Below are 15,463 nucleotides of genomic sequence, written 5' to 3'. Positions count from 1 at the left end.
CCGAAGGGAAGCGCCCCGTGTCCGATCAGACCGCCGTGCTCGACGATCTGCGCGCCGAGGGGGAGGAACTCGACCGGCTCGTCGGCGCGTTGGGGGCAAGCGACTGGCGGCGAGCGACCGCCGCCGCAGGGTGGACCGTCGCCCATCAGATCGCGCATCTGGCCTGGACCGACGGGGCCGCGCTGCTCGCCGTCACCGACGCGGACGCGTTCGCGGTGGAGGTCGAGAAGGCCGTCGCCTCGCCCGGCACCTTCGTCGACGAGGGCGCCGAGGCCGGCGCCCGTCTCGCCCCCGACGAGCTCCTCGGCCGCTGGCGGCACGGGCGGGAGCGGCTGCGCGAGGCCCTGGAGGCGGCGCCCGCCGGGGCCCGCTTCCCCTGGTACGGGCCGCCCATGTCCACCGCCTCCATGGCGACCGGCCGCCTGATGGAGACCTGGGCGCACGGCCAGGACGTATGGGACGCGCTCGGCCGCACCCGCGAGCCCACCGACCGGCTGCGCCACGTCGCCCGGATCGGAGTGCGGGCCCGGGACTTCGCCTTCGCCGTACGGGGGCTGCCGGCGCCCGCCGAGGAGTTCCGGGTCGAGCTGAACGGGCCGAGCGGCCTCTGGACGTACGGGCCGCCCGACGCCGCCCAGCGCGTCACCGGGCCCGCCCTCGACTTCTGCCTCCTCGTCACCCAGCGCATCCACCGCTCCGACACGGCCGTACGCGCCGAGGGCCCCGACGCCGACCGCTGGCTCGACATCGCCCAGGCCTTCGCGGGCCCGGCCGGTCCCGGGCGCGCGCCCAAGGGGGCCTGATGTCCGACCCCAGCCCCCGGTCCCTGCCCCGGCCCCTGCGCATCGGCAACGCCTCCGGGTTCTACGGCGACCGCTTCGACGCCATGCGCGAGATGCTCACCGGCGGGCCGCTCGACGTGCTCACCGGGGACTACCTCGCCGAGCTCACCATGCTCATCCTCGGCCGCGACCGGCTCAAGGACGCCCGCCTCGGCTATGCCAGGACGTTCCTGCGGCAGCTGGAGGAGTGCCTCGGGCTCGCCCACGAACGCGGGGTGCGGATCGTCGCCAACGCGGGCGGGTTGAACCCGGCTGGACTTGCCGAGCGAATAAGGGAGTTGGTCACCCGGCTCGGCCTCCCCACCCGCGTCGCCCACGTCGAAGGCGACTCCCTTCCCCCGCCCCCCGGCGGCCTCACCGCCCACGCCTACCTCGGCGGCACCGGCATCACCGCCTGCCTCGCCGCCGGGGCCGATGTCGTCGTCACCGGCCGGGTGACGGACGCCGCCCTTGTCACCGGCCCGGCCGCCTGGTGGCACGGGTGGGGGCCCGAGGAGTACGACGCCCTCGCCGGAGCCGTCGTCGCCGGGCACGTCCTGGAGTGCGGGACCCAGGCCACCGGTGGCAACTACGCCTTCTTCCGGGACCACGACATCCGCCGCCCCGGCTTCCCCCTCGCCGAGATCCACTCCGACGGCACCAGCGTCATCACCAAGCACCCCGGAACCGGCGGCGCCGTCGACCCCGGCACCGTCACCGCGCAGCTCCTGTACGAGACCGGGGGCGCCCGGTACGCCGGGCCCGACGTCACCGCCCGGCTCGACACCGTACGGCTGGCGGCGGACGGGCCCGACCGGGTGCGGATCACGGGCGTACGCGGCGAGGAGCCGCCGCCCACCCTCAAGGTCGGCCTGTGCCGCATCGGCGGCTGGCGCAACGAGGTCGTCTTCGTCCTCACCGGCCTCGACATCGAGGCCAAGGCCGAGATCGTGAGAGAACAGATCGAGGGCGCTTTCCAACGCGCCAAGTCCCGGCCTGCCTGCATCCGTTGGGAGCTCTCCCGTACCGACCGCCCCGACGCCCCGACCGAGGAGACCGCCGGCGCCCTCCTCCGTCTCGTCGTCCGCGACCCCGACCCGGACGCCGTCGGCCGTACCGTCAGCGGCGCCGCGATCGAGCTGGCCCTCGGCAGCTACCCGGGGTTCCATGTGACGGCTCCGCCCGGAAAGGGCACTCCCTATGGGGTGTTCGAGGCGGAGTACGTCGCGGCGGGCGAGGTCGCGCACTTCGCGGTGCTGCCCGATGGCGTACGGGAGGCGATGCCCCATCCTGTACGCACTCGGGTCCTTGAGGATGTCGTAGAACCGGCGCCGCCCTCGCCGCTGCCCGGCGGGCCCACCCGGCGCGCGCCCCTCGGGCTCGTCGCGGGGGCCCGCAGCGGGGACAAGGGCGGGGACGCGAACGTCGGGGTGTGGGTGACGTCCGACGACGCCTGGCGGTGGATCGTCCACGCGCTGACGGTCGACCGGTTCCAGGAGCTGATACCGGAGAGTCGGCAGCTGAGAGTCGTGCGCCATCAGCTCCCCGCCCTCCGCGCCCTCAACTTCACCGTCCACGGCCTCCTCGGCGAGGGAGTCGCCTCGCAGGCCCGCTTCGACCCCCAGGCCAAGGCGCTCGGCGAATGGCTGCGCTCGCGCCACCTGGACATCCCGGAGGTTCTGCTGTGAAGCCGGAGTGTGTGCCCGGAGTGTGGGCTGTGATCCCGAACGCCGGGATCCCGTGCGCCGGGATCCCGTGCGCCGTGATCCCGGAGGCCCTGTCGTGACCGTGCTGCCCACCGCCCTCGACACCGGCGGGGCCGAGTACTCCGCCCACCGCGACGCCATGCTCGCCAAGCTGGCCGAGCTGGACGCCGAGCACGCCAAGGCGCTCGCGGGAGGCGGCCCCAAGTACACCGAACGCCACCGCAGGCGCGGCAAGTTGCTCGCCCGCGAGCGCGTCGAGCTGCTCGTCGACCCGGACACCCCGTTCCTGGAGCTGTCGCCGCTCGCCGCCTGGGGGAGCGACTATCCGGTCGGCGCCTCGATGGTCACCGGGATCGGCGTCGTCGAGGGCGTCGAGTGCCTGATCACCGCCAACGACCCGACCGTACGCGGCGGAGCCTCCAATCCGTGGACGCTGAAGAAGGCGCTGCGTGCCAACGAGATCGCGTACGCCAACCGGCTGCCCTGCATCAGCCTCGTCGAGTCCGGCGGCGCCGATCTGCCCTCCCAGAAGGAGATCTTCATCCCGGGCGGGGCCCTGTTCCGCGACATCACCCGGCTCTCCGCCGCCGGGATCCCCACCATCGCGGTGGTGTTCGGCAACTCGACCGCAGGCGGCGCGTATGTGCCGGGGATGTCCGACCACACCGTCATGATCAAGGAGCGGTCGAAGGTCTTCCTCGGCGGGCCGCCGCTGGTGAGGATGGCCACCGGCGAGGAGAGCGACGACGAGTCGCTGGGCGGCGCCGAGATGCACGCCCGCACCTCCGGCCTCGCCGACCACTACGCCGTGGACGAGCAGGACGCCCTGCGCCAGGCCCGGCGCATCGTCGCCCGCCTCAACCACCGCAAGGCGCAACCGGATCCGTCCGTCGCGTACGAGCCGCCCAAGTACGACGAGGACGAACTGCTCGGGATCGTGCCGGGGGACCTCAAGACGCCCTTCGATCCGCGCGAGGTGATCGCCCGGATCGTCGACGGCTCCGACTTCGACGAGTTCAAGCCGCTCTACGGGCCGAGCCTGGTCACCGGCTGGGCGCGGCTGCACGGCTACCCGGTCGGTGTCCTCGCCAACGCCCAGGGCGTGCTGTTCAGTGCGGAGTCGCAGAAGGCCGCCCAGTTCATCCAGCTCGCCAACCAGCGCGACATCCCGCTCCTCTTCCTCCACAACACCACCGGATACATGGTCGGCAAGGAGTACGAGCAGGGCGGCATCATCAAGCACGGCGCGATGATGATCAACGCGGTCAGCAATTCGAAGGTGCCGCATCTGTCGGTGCTCATGGGCGCCTCGTACGGCGCCGGGCACTACGGGATGTGCGGGCGCGCCTACGACCCCCGGTTCCTCTTCGCCTGGCCCAGCGCCAAGTCCGCCGTGATGGGGCCGCAGCAGCTCGCCGGGGTCCTCTCGATCGTCGCCCGCGCCTCGGCGCTGGCCAAGGGGCAGCCGTACGACGAGGAGGCGGACGCCGGGCTGCGCGCCATGGTCGAGCAGCAGATCGAGGCCGAGTCCCTGCCGGCGTTCCTGTCCGGGCGCCTGTACGACGACGGGGTCATCGACCCCCGCGACACCCGCACGGTCCTCGGCATCTGTCTGTCCGCCGTCCACACGGCCCCGGTCGAAGGCGCGCGCGGCGGCTTCGGCATCTTCAGGATGTGAGGCGCTGATGATCCAGTCCGTTCTTGTCGCCAACCGGGGCGAGATAGCCTGCCGGGTCTTCCGCACCTGCCGTGACCTGGGCATTTCCACGGTCGCCGTGTACTCCGACCCGGACGCGTCGCTGCCGCACGTACGCGAGGCCGACGCGGCCGTGCGGCTGCCGGGGGCCACGCCCGCCGAGACGTATCTGCGCGGCGACCTCGTCGTGAAGGCGGCGCTCGCGGCGGGCGCGGACGCCGTGCACCCCGGGTACGGGTTCCTCTCCGAGAGCGCCGGCTTCGCGCAGGCGGTCGTCGACGCCGGGCTGACGTGGATCGGCCCGCCGCCCGCCGCCATCGAGGCGATGGCCTCCAAGACCCGCGCCAAGCAGCTGATGGCGGCGGCCGGGGTGCCGCTGCTCGCCCCCGTCGACCCGGCGAAGGCCACCGGGGCCGATCTGCCGCTGCTCCTGAAGGCGGCGGCGGGCGGGGGAGGCCGGGGAATGCGCGTCGTACGGGAACTCGGCGATCTGGAAGGTGAGTTGGAGGCCGCGTCCGCCGAGGCGCGGTCCGCGTTCGGGGACGGTGAGGTGTTCGCCGAGCCGTATGTGGAGCGCGGGCGCCACGTCGAGGTGCAGATCATGGCGGACGCGCACGGCACGGTGTGGGCGCTCGGCACCCGTGACTGCTCGCTCCAGCGCCGCCACCAGAAGGTCATCGAGGAGGCCCCGGCGCCCGGCCTGCCCGAGGCCCTGCGCACCAAGCTCCGCACCGCCGCCGTGGCCGCCGCCCGTGCCGTCTCCTACCGGGGCGCGGGAACGGTCGAGTTCCTGGTCGACCCCTGCGGACGGGCGTACTTCCTGGAGATGAACACCCGCCTCCAGGTCGAACACCCCGTCACCGAGGCCGTGTTCGGGGTCGACCTGGTCGCGCTGCAACTCCAGGTCGCCGAGGGCGCCGCCCTGCCCACCGAGCCACCCGAGCCGAACGGGCACGCCGTCGAGGCGCGGCTGTACGCCGAGGACCCGGCGGGCGGCTGGACCCCGCAGACCGGCGTCCTGCACCGGCTCGAAGTCCCCGGCGTCCGCCTCGACCGGGGCTACGGCGACGGCGACGCCATCGGCGTCCACTACGACGCCATGCTCGCCAAGGCCGTTGTCCACGCGCCGACCCGCGCCGCCGCAGTCCGCACCCTCGCCCGCGCGCTCGAACTCGCCCGTATCCACGGGCCGAAGACCAACCGCGACCTGCTCGTACGCTCCCTGCGCCACCCGGACTTCACCACCGGCCGCGTCGACACCGGCTTCTACGACCGGCACCTGGCCGCTCTGACCGAGCCGCGCGCGGGGGAGGCGCACGCGGCCCTCGCCGCCGCCCTGGCGGACGCGGCGGGCCGCGCCTCCCGCTTCGGCGGAGGCTGGCGCAACCTGCCGTCCCAGCCGCAGACCAAGCGGTACGGGGACCACGAGATCCGCTACCGCCTCACCCGCCACGGCCTCACCGCCGAGGGCTTCCCGGACGTACGCCTGGAAACCGCCCAGCCCGGCCGCGTGCGCTTCGAAGTGGACGGAGTCTCCCGGGACTTCCTGGTCGCGCGGTACGGCGACCGGGTGTACGTCGACACCGCCACCGGCTCGCACGCCCTCACCGCACACCCCCGCTTCACCGACCCCAGCGAACTCGTCGCCCCCGGATCGCTGCTCGCCCCCATGCCGGGCGTGGTCGTCCGGGTCGCGGACGGGCTCGCCGAAGGGGCCCGGGTCGTCGCGGGGCAGCCACTGATCTGGCTGGAGGCGATGAAGATGACCCACCCCATCACCGCCCCCGCCGCCGGCACGCTCACCGCGCTCCACGCCGCCCCCGGCCGCCAGGTCGAGGTCGGCGCCCTGCTCGCCGTCGTCCAGGACGCACCCGAAGCACAGGAGGACCAGCCGTCATGACCGGAGCACGCAGCAGCGCCATCGAGAGCCAGGAACTCAAGGACCTGCGAGCCGCCGTGGCGGCCCTGGGGCAGCGGCACGGCCGGGGCCACGACCGCGAGGTGCTGTGGGCCGACGCAGCCAAGCTCGGCTACCTCGGCGTGAACCTGCCGGAGGAGTACGGCGGCGGGGGCGGCGGCATGGCCGAACTGTCCATTGTCCTTGAGGAGTTGGGGGCGGCGGGCTGTCCGCTGCTCATGATGGTGGTCTCGCCCGCGATCTGCGGCACGGTCATCGCCCGCTTCGGCACCGAGGAGCAGAAGCGCACCTGGCTGCCGGGGCTCGCGGACGGCTCGCGGACCATGGCGTTCGGCATCACCGAGCCCGACGCGGGCTCCAACTCGCACCGCATCACCACCACCGCCCGCCGCGACCAGGAGACCGGTGGCTGGATCGTCAGCGGCCGCAAGGTCTTCATCTCCGGCGTCGACATCGCGGACGCCACCCTCATCGTCGGCCGTACCGAAGACGCCCGGACAGGCAGTCTCAAGCCCTGCCTGTTCATCGTCCCCCGCGACACCCCCGGCTTCCAGCGCTCCCGGATCGACATGGAGCTCCAGGCCCAGGAGAAGCAGTTCGAGCTGACCCTCGACGAGGTGCGGCTGCCCCCCGAGTCGCTCGTCGGTGGGGGCCCCTCCCACGCTTTCGGCAGTGGGGGAGAGGACGCCGGGCTGCTCCAGCTCTTCGCCGGACTCAACCCCGAACGGATCATGACAGCCGCCTTCGCGATCGGCATGGGCCGCTACGCGCTGGCGCGGGCGCTCACGTACGCGCGCGAACGTCAGGTGTGGAAGCAGCCCATCGGCGCCCACCAGGCCATCGCCCACCCGCTCGCCCAGGCCCACATCGAGCTGGAGCTGGCCCGGCTGATGATGCAGAAGGCGGCCGCGCTCTACGACGCGGGCGACGACACGGGCGCGGGCGAGGCCGCCAACATGGCCAAGTACGCGGCGGCCGAAGCCTGCGTCAGGGCCGTCGACCAGGCCGTGCACACCCTCGGCGGCAACGGCCTCACCCGCGAGTACGGGCTCGCGGCGCTGATCACGGCGGCGCGCGTGGCCCGGATAGCGCCGGTCAGCCGCGAGATGATCCTCAACTATGTCTCGCATCAGACGCTGGGGCTTCCCAAGTCGTACTAGCCGTACTAGGACGTGCCCCCATGGTCTTCCACAGCGAGTACGCGGCCGTCCCGGTCGTCGACGAACCCATCCACCAGGCGGTCCTCGGGCACGCGGCGCCCCGGTACGGCGCCGCCACCGCCCTCATCGACGGCACGGACCCGACGGGCGCCACCTCCGTCTCGTACGCCCTGCTCGACGTGCAGCACCGCCGGGTCGCCGCCGCGCTCGCCGAGGCCGGGCTGCGCAAGGGCGACGTCCTCGCCCTGCACAGCCCCAACTCGGTGCTCTTCCCCGCCGTGTTCTACGGGGCGACGCGCGCCGGGGCCTCGGTGACCACGGTCCATCCGCTGGCCACGGCCGAGGAGTTCGCCAGACAGATCGCCGATTCCTCGGCGCGCTGGATCGTCACGATCGCGCCACTTCTGGGGACGGCCCGCCGCGCGGCCGAACTCAGCGGCTGCATCGCGGAGATATTCGTCTGCGACCGGGCGGACGGCCACCGCTCGGTCCTCGACATGTTCACCTCCGACGCCCCCGAACCCACCGTGGAGATCGACCCCGGCGAGGACATCGCCGCGCTCCCGTACTCCTCGGGCACCACCGGCGTACCCAAGGGCGTGATGCTCACCCACCGCTCGATCGCCACCAACCTCGCCCAGCTCCACCCGCTCGTCCCCATGAGCCCCGGCGACCGCATCCTCGCCGTCCTGCCCTTCTTCCACATCTACGGCCTCACCGCGCTGCTCAACGCCCCGCTGCGGCACGGCGCCACCGTCGTGGTGCTGCCGCGCTTCGAGCTCGACCAGTTCCTCGCCACCATCGAGCGCCACCGCATCACCGGCCTGTACGTGGCCCCGCCGATCGTGCTCGCCCTCGCCAAGCACCCGGCGGTCGCCCGGTATGACCTCTCCTCCCTGGAGTACATCGTCAGCGCCGCCGCCCCTCTGGACGCCCAGCTCGCGGCGGCCTGCTCGGCCCGGCTCGAACTCCCACCGGTGCGCCAGGCGTACGGGATGACCGAACTCTCGCCCGGCACCCACGCGGTCCCCCTGGCGGCCGCGAACCCGCCTCCCGGCACCGTCGGCAAACTCCTGCCCGGCACCGAGATGCGCCTTCTCTCCCTCGACGAGCCGGGCCGCGACGTCGCCCCCGGCGAGACCGGCGAGATCGCCATCCGGGGCCCGCAGGTCATGAAGGGCTACCTCGGCCGCCCCGAGGCCACCGCCGAGATGATCGACGCCGACGGCTGGGTGCACACCGGCGACATCGGCCACGCCGACGCCGACGGCTGGCTCTTCGTCGTCGACCGGGTCAAGGAACTCATCAAGTACAAGGGCTTCCAGGTCGCCCCCGCCGAACTGGAGGCGCTGCTGCTCACCCACGACGCCATCGCGGACGCGGCGGTCGTCGGCGTGTACGACGAGGACGGCACCGAACTGCCGTGCGCCCACGTCGTACGGGCGCCGGGCAGCCAGGACCTCACCGCCGAGGACGTCATGGAGTACGTCGCCGGGCGCGTCGCCCCGTACAAGAAGATCCGCCGCGTGGAGTTCATCGGCACGGTGCCGCGCGCGGCGACCGGAAAGATCCTCCGCCGCGAACTCAGGGAACGCCGGGACGTCCGGGAGAGCGAGAAGGGCACCGCATGACCGTCGTACACCGGTCGCAGGACCGGGGCATCACCACACTGACCCTGGACTCGCCAGCCAACCGCAACGCCCTGTCGGCCGCCCTCGTCGGCGAGCTCGGCGCGGCGCTGGCCGACTGCGCCGACGACCCGGGCGTACGGGCCGTCCTGCTCACCCACACCGGGTCCACGTTCTGTGCGGGCGCCGACCTCAAGTCACCCCCGGACCCTGCCGCCTTCGTGACCCTGATGCGAGGCGTCGTCGAGCTGCCCAAGCCGGTCGTGGCACGGGTCACCGGACACGTACGGGCCGGCGGGCTCGGGCTGCTCGGCGCCTGCGACATCGCGGTGGCCGGACCGGACTCCACGTACGCCTTCACCGAATCCCTGCTCGGGCTCGCCCCCGCCGTGATCTCCATGCCCCTGCTGCCCCGCATGGACCCGCGCGCCGCCGGTCGCTACTACCTCACCGGGGAACGGTTCGGGGCCGCCGAGGCGGTACGCGCCGGACTGCTCACCGAGGCGGCCGACGACGTGGACGAGGCCCTCGCCCCGGTCCTCGACGGGCTGCGCCGGGCCTCCCCACAGGGCCTGGCCGCATCGAAGGCACTGGTCACGGCTACCGTGGTGGAGACCTTCGACCGCTGGACACAAGACCTGAGCGCGCGTTCGGCGGCCCTGTTCGCCTCCGCCGAGGCGAAGGAGGGCGTGACGGCGTTCCTGGAACGACGGGAGCCTCCATGGGCGCTGTGACCTCGGCGGCTGCCTCCACGAAGGGCCCCAACCCACCGAAACAGGACCGCAGCCGCGTCACCCGGCAGCGCCTCCTTGAGGCCGCGGTGGCCTGCCTCGCCGAACACGGCTGGGCGGGCTCCACGGTCTCCGTCGTCGCCGAGCGGGCCGGCGTCTCGCGGGGCGCGGCCCAGCACCACTTCCCCACCCGGGAGGACCTGTTCACGGCGGCCGTCGAATACGTGGCCGAGGAGCGCTCCACGGCCCTGCGGGCGCTGGGTCCCACCGACCGCCACACCGTGGTGGCCAGCCTCGTCGACCTCTACACGGGCCCGCTGTTCCGGGCCGCCCTGCACCTGTGGGTGGCCGCCGCCAACGAGCCCCAACTGCACGCGCGGGTACGGGAGCTGGAAGCCAGGGTGGGCCGGGAGTCGCACCGCATCGCGGTGGCCCTGCTCGGCGCCGACGAGTCGGTGCCCGGCGTACGCGAAACGGTCCAGGGCCTCCTCGACATGGCCCGTGGCCTCGGCCTCGCCAACCTCCTGACGGACGACGGGGCGCGCAGGCGCCGGGTGGTGGCGCAGTGGGCGGAGCTGGTGGACGGGGCGCTGGGCCGGGCATGAGAACGGGGGCCGGGCGCGTGCGCCCGGCCCCCGTACCCGTCCTCGACGATTACGCGTTGTTCTCCGCGTCCTCGCACGCCTTGGCCTTCTGGCGCAGCGCCTCGGCCTGCTTGTGCGCGTTCGCGGCGGCGGTGCGCTCGCCCAGGTGCCTGAGCTCCTCGGCCTTCCGGTCGAGCTGGGCGGCCTGCTGGCGCAGTTGGGCCGGCGCGCAGGTGATGACACCGGCCTGCGCGGCGGGCGCGACGGTCACGGCCAGGCCACCGGCGAGCAGCGTGGCGGACAGAAGAGCGGTCACGGTACGACGCATGGGTGGTACTCCAAATCCCGGGCTCGAAAAGCCCGTTGTGGGGGGTCTGGTCTCGAAAACCCTATCCAATCCGGCCACGAGTTGATCAAGGGGCCCCGGGTGGGGGCACATACACGAGTGGCGCCGCCCCCGTCCCAGGGGCGACGCCACACACGTGACAGAGTTGCCGGACCGGGGCTCAGGCCCGGATGTCCCCGAACCCCTCCACCTCGCGCGGGTTGCGCGAACCCGGGCCGATGTAGCGGGCCGAGGGGCGCACCAGGCGGCCCGTCCGCTTCTGCTCCAGGATGTGGGCCGACCAGCCCGCCGTACGGGCACAGGTGAACATCGACGTGAACATGTGCGCCGGGACCTCCGCGAAGTCCAGCATGATCGCCGCCCAGAACTCGACGTTCGTGGCGAGCACGCGGTCGGGGCGGCGGGCGTGCAGCTCCTCCAGGGCGGCCTTCTCCAGCGCCTCCGCGACCTCGAAGCGCGGCGCGTCCAGCTCCTTGGCGGTGCGGCGCAGCACGCGCGCACGGGGGTCCTCGGCGCGGTAGACGCGGTGCCCGAAGCCCATCAGGCGCTCACCCTTGTCGAGGGCCTTCTTCACATACGCGGTGGCGTCGCCGGTCCGCTCGATCTCCTCGATCATGCCGAGGACGCGGGAGGGGGCGCCGCCGTGCAGCGGACCGGACATCGCGCCCACCGCACCGGAGAGCGCGGCGGCGACGTCGGCACCGGTCGAGGCGATGACGCGGGCGGTGAACGTCGAGGCGTTCATGCCGTGCTCGGCGGCCGACGTCCAGTAGGCGTCGACGGCCTTCACGTGCTTCGGGTCCGGCTCGCCGCGCCAGCGGATCATGAACCGCTCGACGACCGACTCGGCCTTGTCGATCTCGCGCTGCGGCACCATCGGCAGCCCCTGGCCGCGCGCCGACTGGGCGACGTACGACAGCGCCATGACGGCGGCACGCGCCAGGTCGTCGCGGGCGGTCCGCTCGTCGATGTCGAGCAGCGGCTTCAGCCCCCACACCGGCGCGAGCATCGCGAGCGCGGACTGCACGTCGACGCGGATGTCCCCGGAGTGGACGGGAATGGGGAACGGTTCGGCGGGCGGCAGCCCCGGATTGAAGGCGCCGTCGACGAGCAGCCCCCAGACGTTCCCGAACGACACATGGCCGACGAGATCCTCGATGTCGACGCCTCGGTACCGAAGAGCACCGCCCTCCTTGTCGGGTTCGGCGATCTCCGTCTCGAACGCGACGACTCCTTCAAGTCCGGGTACGAAGTCGGACATCAGGCGGCTCCTCGTGATGCGTGCGACAGCTGCGGGATGGGTTGGGCAGGGGGCGCCCCTTCCCCCGTGATGCCCCGTGCGGTGGAAAGCCACCCACCGGGTCGTAAGGGGGCCACAGTGGCCCAGCGGAGAGTTTGGCGGGTTCGACGGGTGCGGGGAAGCGTGACATCCGGCACACTGCCCCATTTGCCGTGCAGAGGGTTGGCGACCCTCCGTGCCGGGAAAACTGACACGCCGTGCCATCCAGGGGCGGCGGGCGGCGGCCCCGGCGCGGCCGCACGCTCCTGCGGCAGGATGACGCCGTGACCGACCACGACCCGGCCGCCATGCGCCGCCAGTACCGCACCACCCTCCTGGACGAGGCGGACCTCGCCGCCACTCCCATGGCCCAGTTCGCGCGCTGGTTCAAGGAGGCCGTCACCGGCGGCCTGCACGAGCCGAACGCCATGGTCGTCGCCACGGCGACCCCCGACGGCCGCCCGTCGACGCGCACGGTCCTGCTGAAGGCCTACGACGACCGGGGCTTCGTCTTCTACACGAACTACGCCTCCCGCAAGGCGACCGAACTGGCGGCGAACCCGCAGGTCTCGCTGCTCTTCCCCTGGCACCAGATCTCCCGCCAGGTCATCGTGACGGGCAGGGCGGCACGCATCCCGAGCGAGGAGACGGAGGCGTACTTCCGCACCCGCCCCCACGGCTCCCGGCTCGGCGCCTGGGCGAGCCCCCAGTCGCGGCCGATCGTCTCCCGCGCCGAGCTGACGACCCGCTACGAGGAGCTGGCGGCCCGCTATCCCGAAGGCACCGAGGTCCCGGTCCCCCCGGAGTGGGGCGGCTTCCGGATCGTCCCGGAAACGATGGAGTTCTGGCAGGGCCACGAGAACCGCCTCCACGACCGCCTGCGCTATGTGCCGGCCTCCGCCGGCACCTGGCAGGTGGAACGCCTGGCCCCGTAGTACTTGGTCCTGGATACGCAGAAACCCGCGGGCTCGGGTTCCTCCGAAGAGAAGCCGGCCGGACGTACCGGCGAGCCCGCGGGTCGGTGACTGCTGGGAATTCGGCCGGCGACGAGCCGGCACTGCACAAAGAGTGCGACTGGCAGGCGCTAGCCCGCAGTCACCTCACGCGTCCGGTGGGAAATCACTTCCGGATCACCTCCTTTGCTTTCTGGTGTGAACGACACACTAGGAAGCCGCGCGGAGCCCGACAACCGAATTAATGGAGTCGGGTCCACAGGGCCTACGGGGCGGTCGCGGCCCGCTCCCCCGCGCCCCGCTCCACGCAGAACTCGTTGCCCTCCACGTCCGCGAGGGTGACCCAGCCCCTGCCGCCGGGGAGGCGGTGGTCGCCGACCAGGGTGGCGCCGAGGGCCAGGAGGCGGTCGACCTCCTCGTCGCGGGTGCGGTCCTGGGGCTGGAGGTCGAGGTGGACGCGGTTCTTGACGGACTTGGCGTCGGGGACCGCCACGAAGAGGAGGGTGGCGCCCTCGCTGGTCACCAGGGCCTCCGGGTCGCCGGGGAAGTCCTCGTCGGAGAGCTTGCCGTCGAGGGCCGCCGCCCAGAAGGTGGCCAGGGCGTGGGCATCGGTGCAGTCGAACGTCACGTGACGTACAAGTGAGGTCATGGGCGTCACTATGTTCGACGAGGGCGGGGCGGGAAAGGCCTTTTCGCACGCGTGGGCGATGTCGGGCGCACGGATCGATCTGGAACCCCTGCGGGCCGGGCACGCCGAGGAGATGGCGGAGGTGCTCGGGGATCCCGCGCTGCACCGGTTCATCGGGGGCGCACCCGAGGGCGTGGAGCAACCGCGTGCGCGGTACGCGCGACTGACGGCCGGGTCGTCCGACCCCGCCGTCTGGCAGGACGGGGAGGTGCGCTGGCGCGCGGAGCTCGCCGGGTGAGCCCGCGCGGATCGTTTCCCCTCACTTCCGCGTCGCAAAACGATCCCTCCCGTGAAGGTATTTCGGGGAAGTCGGTGTGGGATGCGTCACGTTCCAGTTGAATGATCCGACGAGGGTCGGTGCGTCGGTGTGACGCGGCGACACGTCCTGCAGGGGGTGCCAGGATGAGTGCTTCCCGGAGTGAGACCACCAACGCCCTCGGTCCCGACGAGCCGGACCGCGGGCACGACGACGATCCCGGCGGTCCGCCGGTGCCCGAGCCCGAGCACGGCGGCGATCTGCTCGCCGCGCTGCTCGACGGCATGGACGCCGCGCTGTGCGCGTTCGACGCGGGCGGTGCGGTCACGCACTGGAACCGCGAGGCCGAGCGGATCCTCGGCTGGAGCGCCGAGGAGGCCGTCGGCCGCCAGGGCTTCGCCGGGTGGGCGGTACGGGCCGCCGACGCGGGCGAGGTCAAGGGCCGGCTGATGGCCGCGATGGACGCGCCGGGCCGCCAGGTGCACGAGTTCGCGCTGCTCAAGAAGGACGGCGGGCGCGTTCTCGTACGGACGCAGTCGGCCGGGGTCCGGGGCGCGGACGGCAAACCGGCGGGCGTGTACTGCGCGTTCAGCGAGGTGCACGCGCAGATCGACCTGGAGCGGTCGATCGCGCTGAGCGAGGCCCTGTTCGAGGACGGGTCGTGGGGCGTCGTCCTCGTGGACGTGGACCTGCGGCCCACCGTCGTCAACGCGTACGCGGCGCGGGCGCTCGGGACCGGGCGGGTCACGCTGCTCGGGCGGCCGCTCGCCGAGCTGATCGTGCAGGGCGTGGAGGAGCTGGAGGGCGCGCTCCACCACGTACTCGCGGAGGGTGCGCCCGACTCGCCCGCCGAGCTGTGGGTGACGCTGCGCACCGCCGAGGGCGAGCGGCGGCGCTGCTGGCGCAGCGGCTTCCTGCGGCTCGCCTCGCCGCTGGCCGAGGAGCCGGTGCCGCTGGGCGTCGCCTGGCTCTTCCAGGACGTGACCGACGCGAAGCTGGCCGAGCAGGAGGCGGACCGGCTGCGGTTCCGCTGGAACCAGCTGTACCGGGCCGCGCGTACGGCCGCGGAGTGCGAGGACCCGTCGGAGGCGGCGATGGCGTACCTGGACTTCGCGCTCGCCGGGTTCGCGGAGCACGCGCTGATCGACGTGGCGGCGGGTGAGCGTCTGGTGCGTACGGCGGCGTCGCCCGCGAGCGCGCCGGGCCCGGTCGCGCCGGTGTCGGGCGGTGGCATCCCGGTGCGTTACGCGCCGGGCCACCCCGCCCTTCAGGCCGTCGACCGGATCGGGTCGGTACGGGCCAGCGGGGGTGCGGGCGCCCAGAGCTGGGCCCGGGAGCGGCAGTGGCCGGCGGACGCGCGGCACGCGCTGTGCACGGTGCTGCGCAGCCGGGGCCGGACTCTGGGGGTCCTCACGTTCCTGCGCGGCCCCGGCCGCCCGGCCTTCGAACGCCCCGACGCGACGTTCGCGGAGAGTGTGGCGGTACGGGTCGCCGCGGCGCTGGACCTGGCGGCGGCCCTGGGTCAGCCCCACCCCGCCCCTTCACCTGAACCCTCCGGGGGCGGGTGGGGGTGAAGCCGGCTCTCCCGGGGGCTGCGCCCCGGCCCCCCTGGCGGGTCCTGCGGCCCCTGCACCCCGCTGGGGCTCCGCCCCGGACCCCGCTCCTCAAACGCCGGAGGGGCAGGATGCGCGGACCCC

At 73.1% G+C, this 15,463-nt stretch carries 14 protein-coding genes; 11 read left to right on the top strand and 3 right to left on the bottom strand.

From position 1 onward, the window contains the following. Positions 1-17 precede the first annotated feature (17 nt). From ACFWA7_RS22695 to ACFWA7_RS22660, 8 genes are all read left to right on the top strand, one after another. On the top strand, positions 18-803 hold the full coding sequence (locus tag ACFWA7_RS22695; RefSeq protein ID WP_385824825.1) for a TIGR03084 family metal-binding protein: 786 nt from the start codon (positions 18-20) through the stop codon (positions 801-803). Beyond that, entirely contained in the window at positions 803-2,509 is a 1,707-nt protein-coding gene (locus tag ACFWA7_RS22690; protein ID WP_385824823.1) for an acyclic terpene utilization AtuA family protein, read from the top strand. Before ACFWA7_RS22695 ends, ACFWA7_RS22690 begins: the two co-directional genes overlap by 1 nt. A 94-nt stretch (positions 2,510-2,603) precedes the next feature. After that, positions 2,604-4,205, top strand: a complete 1,602-nt coding sequence (locus ACFWA7_RS22685; RefSeq protein WP_385824821.1) for an acyl-CoA carboxylase subunit beta — start codon at positions 2,604-2,606, stop codon at positions 4,203-4,205. 7 nt (positions 4,206-4,212) lie between these two features. After that, positions 4,213-6,123, top strand: a complete 1,911-nt coding sequence (locus ACFWA7_RS22680; protein ID WP_385824819.1) for an acetyl/propionyl/methylcrotonyl-CoA carboxylase subunit alpha — start codon at positions 4,213-4,215, stop codon at positions 6,121-6,123. Next, positions 6,120-7,301: an acyl-CoA dehydrogenase family protein gene (locus tag ACFWA7_RS22675; RefSeq protein ID WP_385824817.1), complete on the top strand. Its 1,182-nt coding sequence runs from the start codon at positions 6,120-6,122 to the stop codon at positions 7,299-7,301. Before ACFWA7_RS22680 ends, ACFWA7_RS22675 begins: the two co-directional genes overlap by 4 nt. A 20-nt stretch (positions 7,302-7,321) precedes the next feature. Continuing rightward, a complete protein-coding gene (locus tag ACFWA7_RS22670) occupies positions 7,322-8,932 on the top strand; it encodes a 4-coumarate--CoA ligase family protein (RefSeq protein WP_385824815.1) in 1,611 nt (536 codons plus the stop codon). Continuing rightward, a complete protein-coding gene (locus ACFWA7_RS22665; protein ID WP_385824813.1) occupies positions 8,929-9,663 on the top strand; it encodes an enoyl-CoA hydratase family protein in 735 nt (244 codons plus the stop codon). The genes ACFWA7_RS22670 and ACFWA7_RS22665 overlap by 4 nt, the downstream gene beginning before the upstream one ends. Continuing rightward, a complete protein-coding gene (locus ACFWA7_RS22660; RefSeq protein WP_385541578.1) occupies positions 9,651-10,265 on the top strand; it encodes a TetR/AcrR family transcriptional regulator in 615 nt (204 codons plus the stop codon). The genes ACFWA7_RS22665 and ACFWA7_RS22660 overlap by 13 nt, the downstream gene beginning before the upstream one ends. Before the next feature lie 49 nt (positions 10,266-10,314). Here the strand turns inward: ACFWA7_RS22660 and ACFWA7_RS22655 are convergent, their stop codons facing one another. Together ACFWA7_RS22655 and ACFWA7_RS22650 are read right to left on the bottom strand one after the other, a co-directional pair. After that, the gene (locus tag ACFWA7_RS22655) at positions 10,315-10,572 is read right to left on the bottom strand and encodes a hypothetical protein (protein ID WP_385541577.1); all 258 of its coding nucleotides are present in this window, start codon (positions 10,570-10,572) and stop codon (positions 10,315-10,317) included. 178 nt (positions 10,573-10,750) lie between these two features. Continuing rightward, the gene (locus tag ACFWA7_RS22650; protein WP_385541575.1) at positions 10,751-11,851 is read right to left on the bottom strand and encodes a citrate synthase 2; all 1,101 of its coding nucleotides are present in this window, start codon (positions 11,849-11,851) and stop codon (positions 10,751-10,753) included. Between the two features lie 326 nt (positions 11,852-12,177). Between ACFWA7_RS22650 and pdxH the strand changes: the two genes are divergently transcribed. Continuing rightward, positions 12,178-12,804, top strand: a complete 627-nt coding sequence (gene pdxH, locus ACFWA7_RS22645; protein ID WP_385541627.1) for a pyridoxamine 5'-phosphate oxidase — start codon at positions 12,178-12,180, stop codon at positions 12,802-12,804. Between the two features lie 283 nt (positions 12,805-13,087). Here pdxH and ACFWA7_RS22640 read toward each other — a convergent pair whose 3' ends face one another. Next, entirely contained in the window at positions 13,088-13,471 is a 384-nt protein-coding gene (locus tag ACFWA7_RS22640) for a VOC family protein (protein WP_385541574.1), read from the bottom strand. Between ACFWA7_RS22640 and ACFWA7_RS22635 the strand changes: the two genes are divergently transcribed. Both ACFWA7_RS22635 and ACFWA7_RS22630 read left to right on the top strand, forming a co-directional pair. Beyond that, entirely contained in the window at positions 13,470-13,748 is a 279-nt protein-coding gene (locus ACFWA7_RS22635) for a GNAT family N-acetyltransferase (RefSeq protein ID WP_385824811.1), read from the top strand. The two genes, ACFWA7_RS22640 and ACFWA7_RS22635, sit on opposite strands and share 2 nt — an antisense overlap. Before the next feature lie 164 nt (positions 13,749-13,912). Further along, positions 13,913-15,340, top strand: coding sequence for a PAS domain-containing protein (locus ACFWA7_RS22630; RefSeq protein ID WP_385824809.1), 1,428 nt, complete (start codon positions 13,913-13,915; stop codon positions 15,338-15,340). Positions 15,341-15,463: the final 123 nt, after the last annotated feature.

This window comes from Streptomyces sp. NPDC059994, from assembly GCF_042737755.1.
GTDB lineage: Bacteria > Actinomycetota > Actinomycetes > Streptomycetales > Streptomycetaceae > Streptomyces.
Note: the sequence above shows the minus strand (reverse complement) of the source record. Positions and strands in the feature narration are given on the sequence as shown.

Coding starts and splice junctions, on each gene's coding strand:
- ACFWA7_RS22660 (WP_385541578.1), top strand. CDS start 9,651: ATGGGCGCTGTGACCTCGGCGGCTGCCTCCACGAAGGGCCCCAACCCA.
- ACFWA7_RS22640 (WP_385541574.1), bottom strand. CDS start 13,471: ATGACCTCACTTGTACGTCACGTGACGTTCGACTGCACCGATGCCCAC.
- ACFWA7_RS22665 (WP_385824813.1), top strand. CDS start 8,929: ATGACCGTCGTACACCGGTCGCAGGACCGGGGCATCACCACACTGACC.
- ACFWA7_RS22650 (WP_385541575.1), bottom strand. CDS start 11,851: ATGTCCGACTTCGTACCCGGACTTGAAGGAGTCGTCGCGTTCGAGACG.
- ACFWA7_RS22680 (WP_385824819.1), top strand. CDS start 4,213: ATGATCCAGTCCGTTCTTGTCGCCAACCGGGGCGAGATAGCCTGCCGG.
- ACFWA7_RS22630 (WP_385824809.1), top strand. CDS start 13,913: ATGAGTGCTTCCCGGAGTGAGACCACCAACGCCCTCGGTCCCGACGAG.
- pdxH (WP_385541627.1), top strand. CDS start 12,178: ATGCGCCGCCAGTACCGCACCACCCTCCTGGACGAGGCGGACCTCGCC.
- ACFWA7_RS22690 (WP_385824823.1), top strand. CDS start 803: ATGTCCGACCCCAGCCCCCGGTCCCTGCCCCGGCCCCTGCGCATCGGC.
- ACFWA7_RS22655 (WP_385541577.1), bottom strand. CDS start 10,572: ATGCGTCGTACCGTGACCGCTCTTCTGTCCGCCACGCTGCTCGCCGGT.
- ACFWA7_RS22675 (WP_385824817.1), top strand. CDS start 6,120: ATGACCGGAGCACGCAGCAGCGCCATCGAGAGCCAGGAACTCAAGGAC.
- ACFWA7_RS22670 (WP_385824815.1), top strand. CDS start 7,322: ATGGTCTTCCACAGCGAGTACGCGGCCGTCCCGGTCGTCGACGAACCC.
- ACFWA7_RS22635 (WP_385824811.1), top strand. CDS start 13,470: ATGGGCGTCACTATGTTCGACGAGGGCGGGGCGGGAAAGGCCTTTTCG.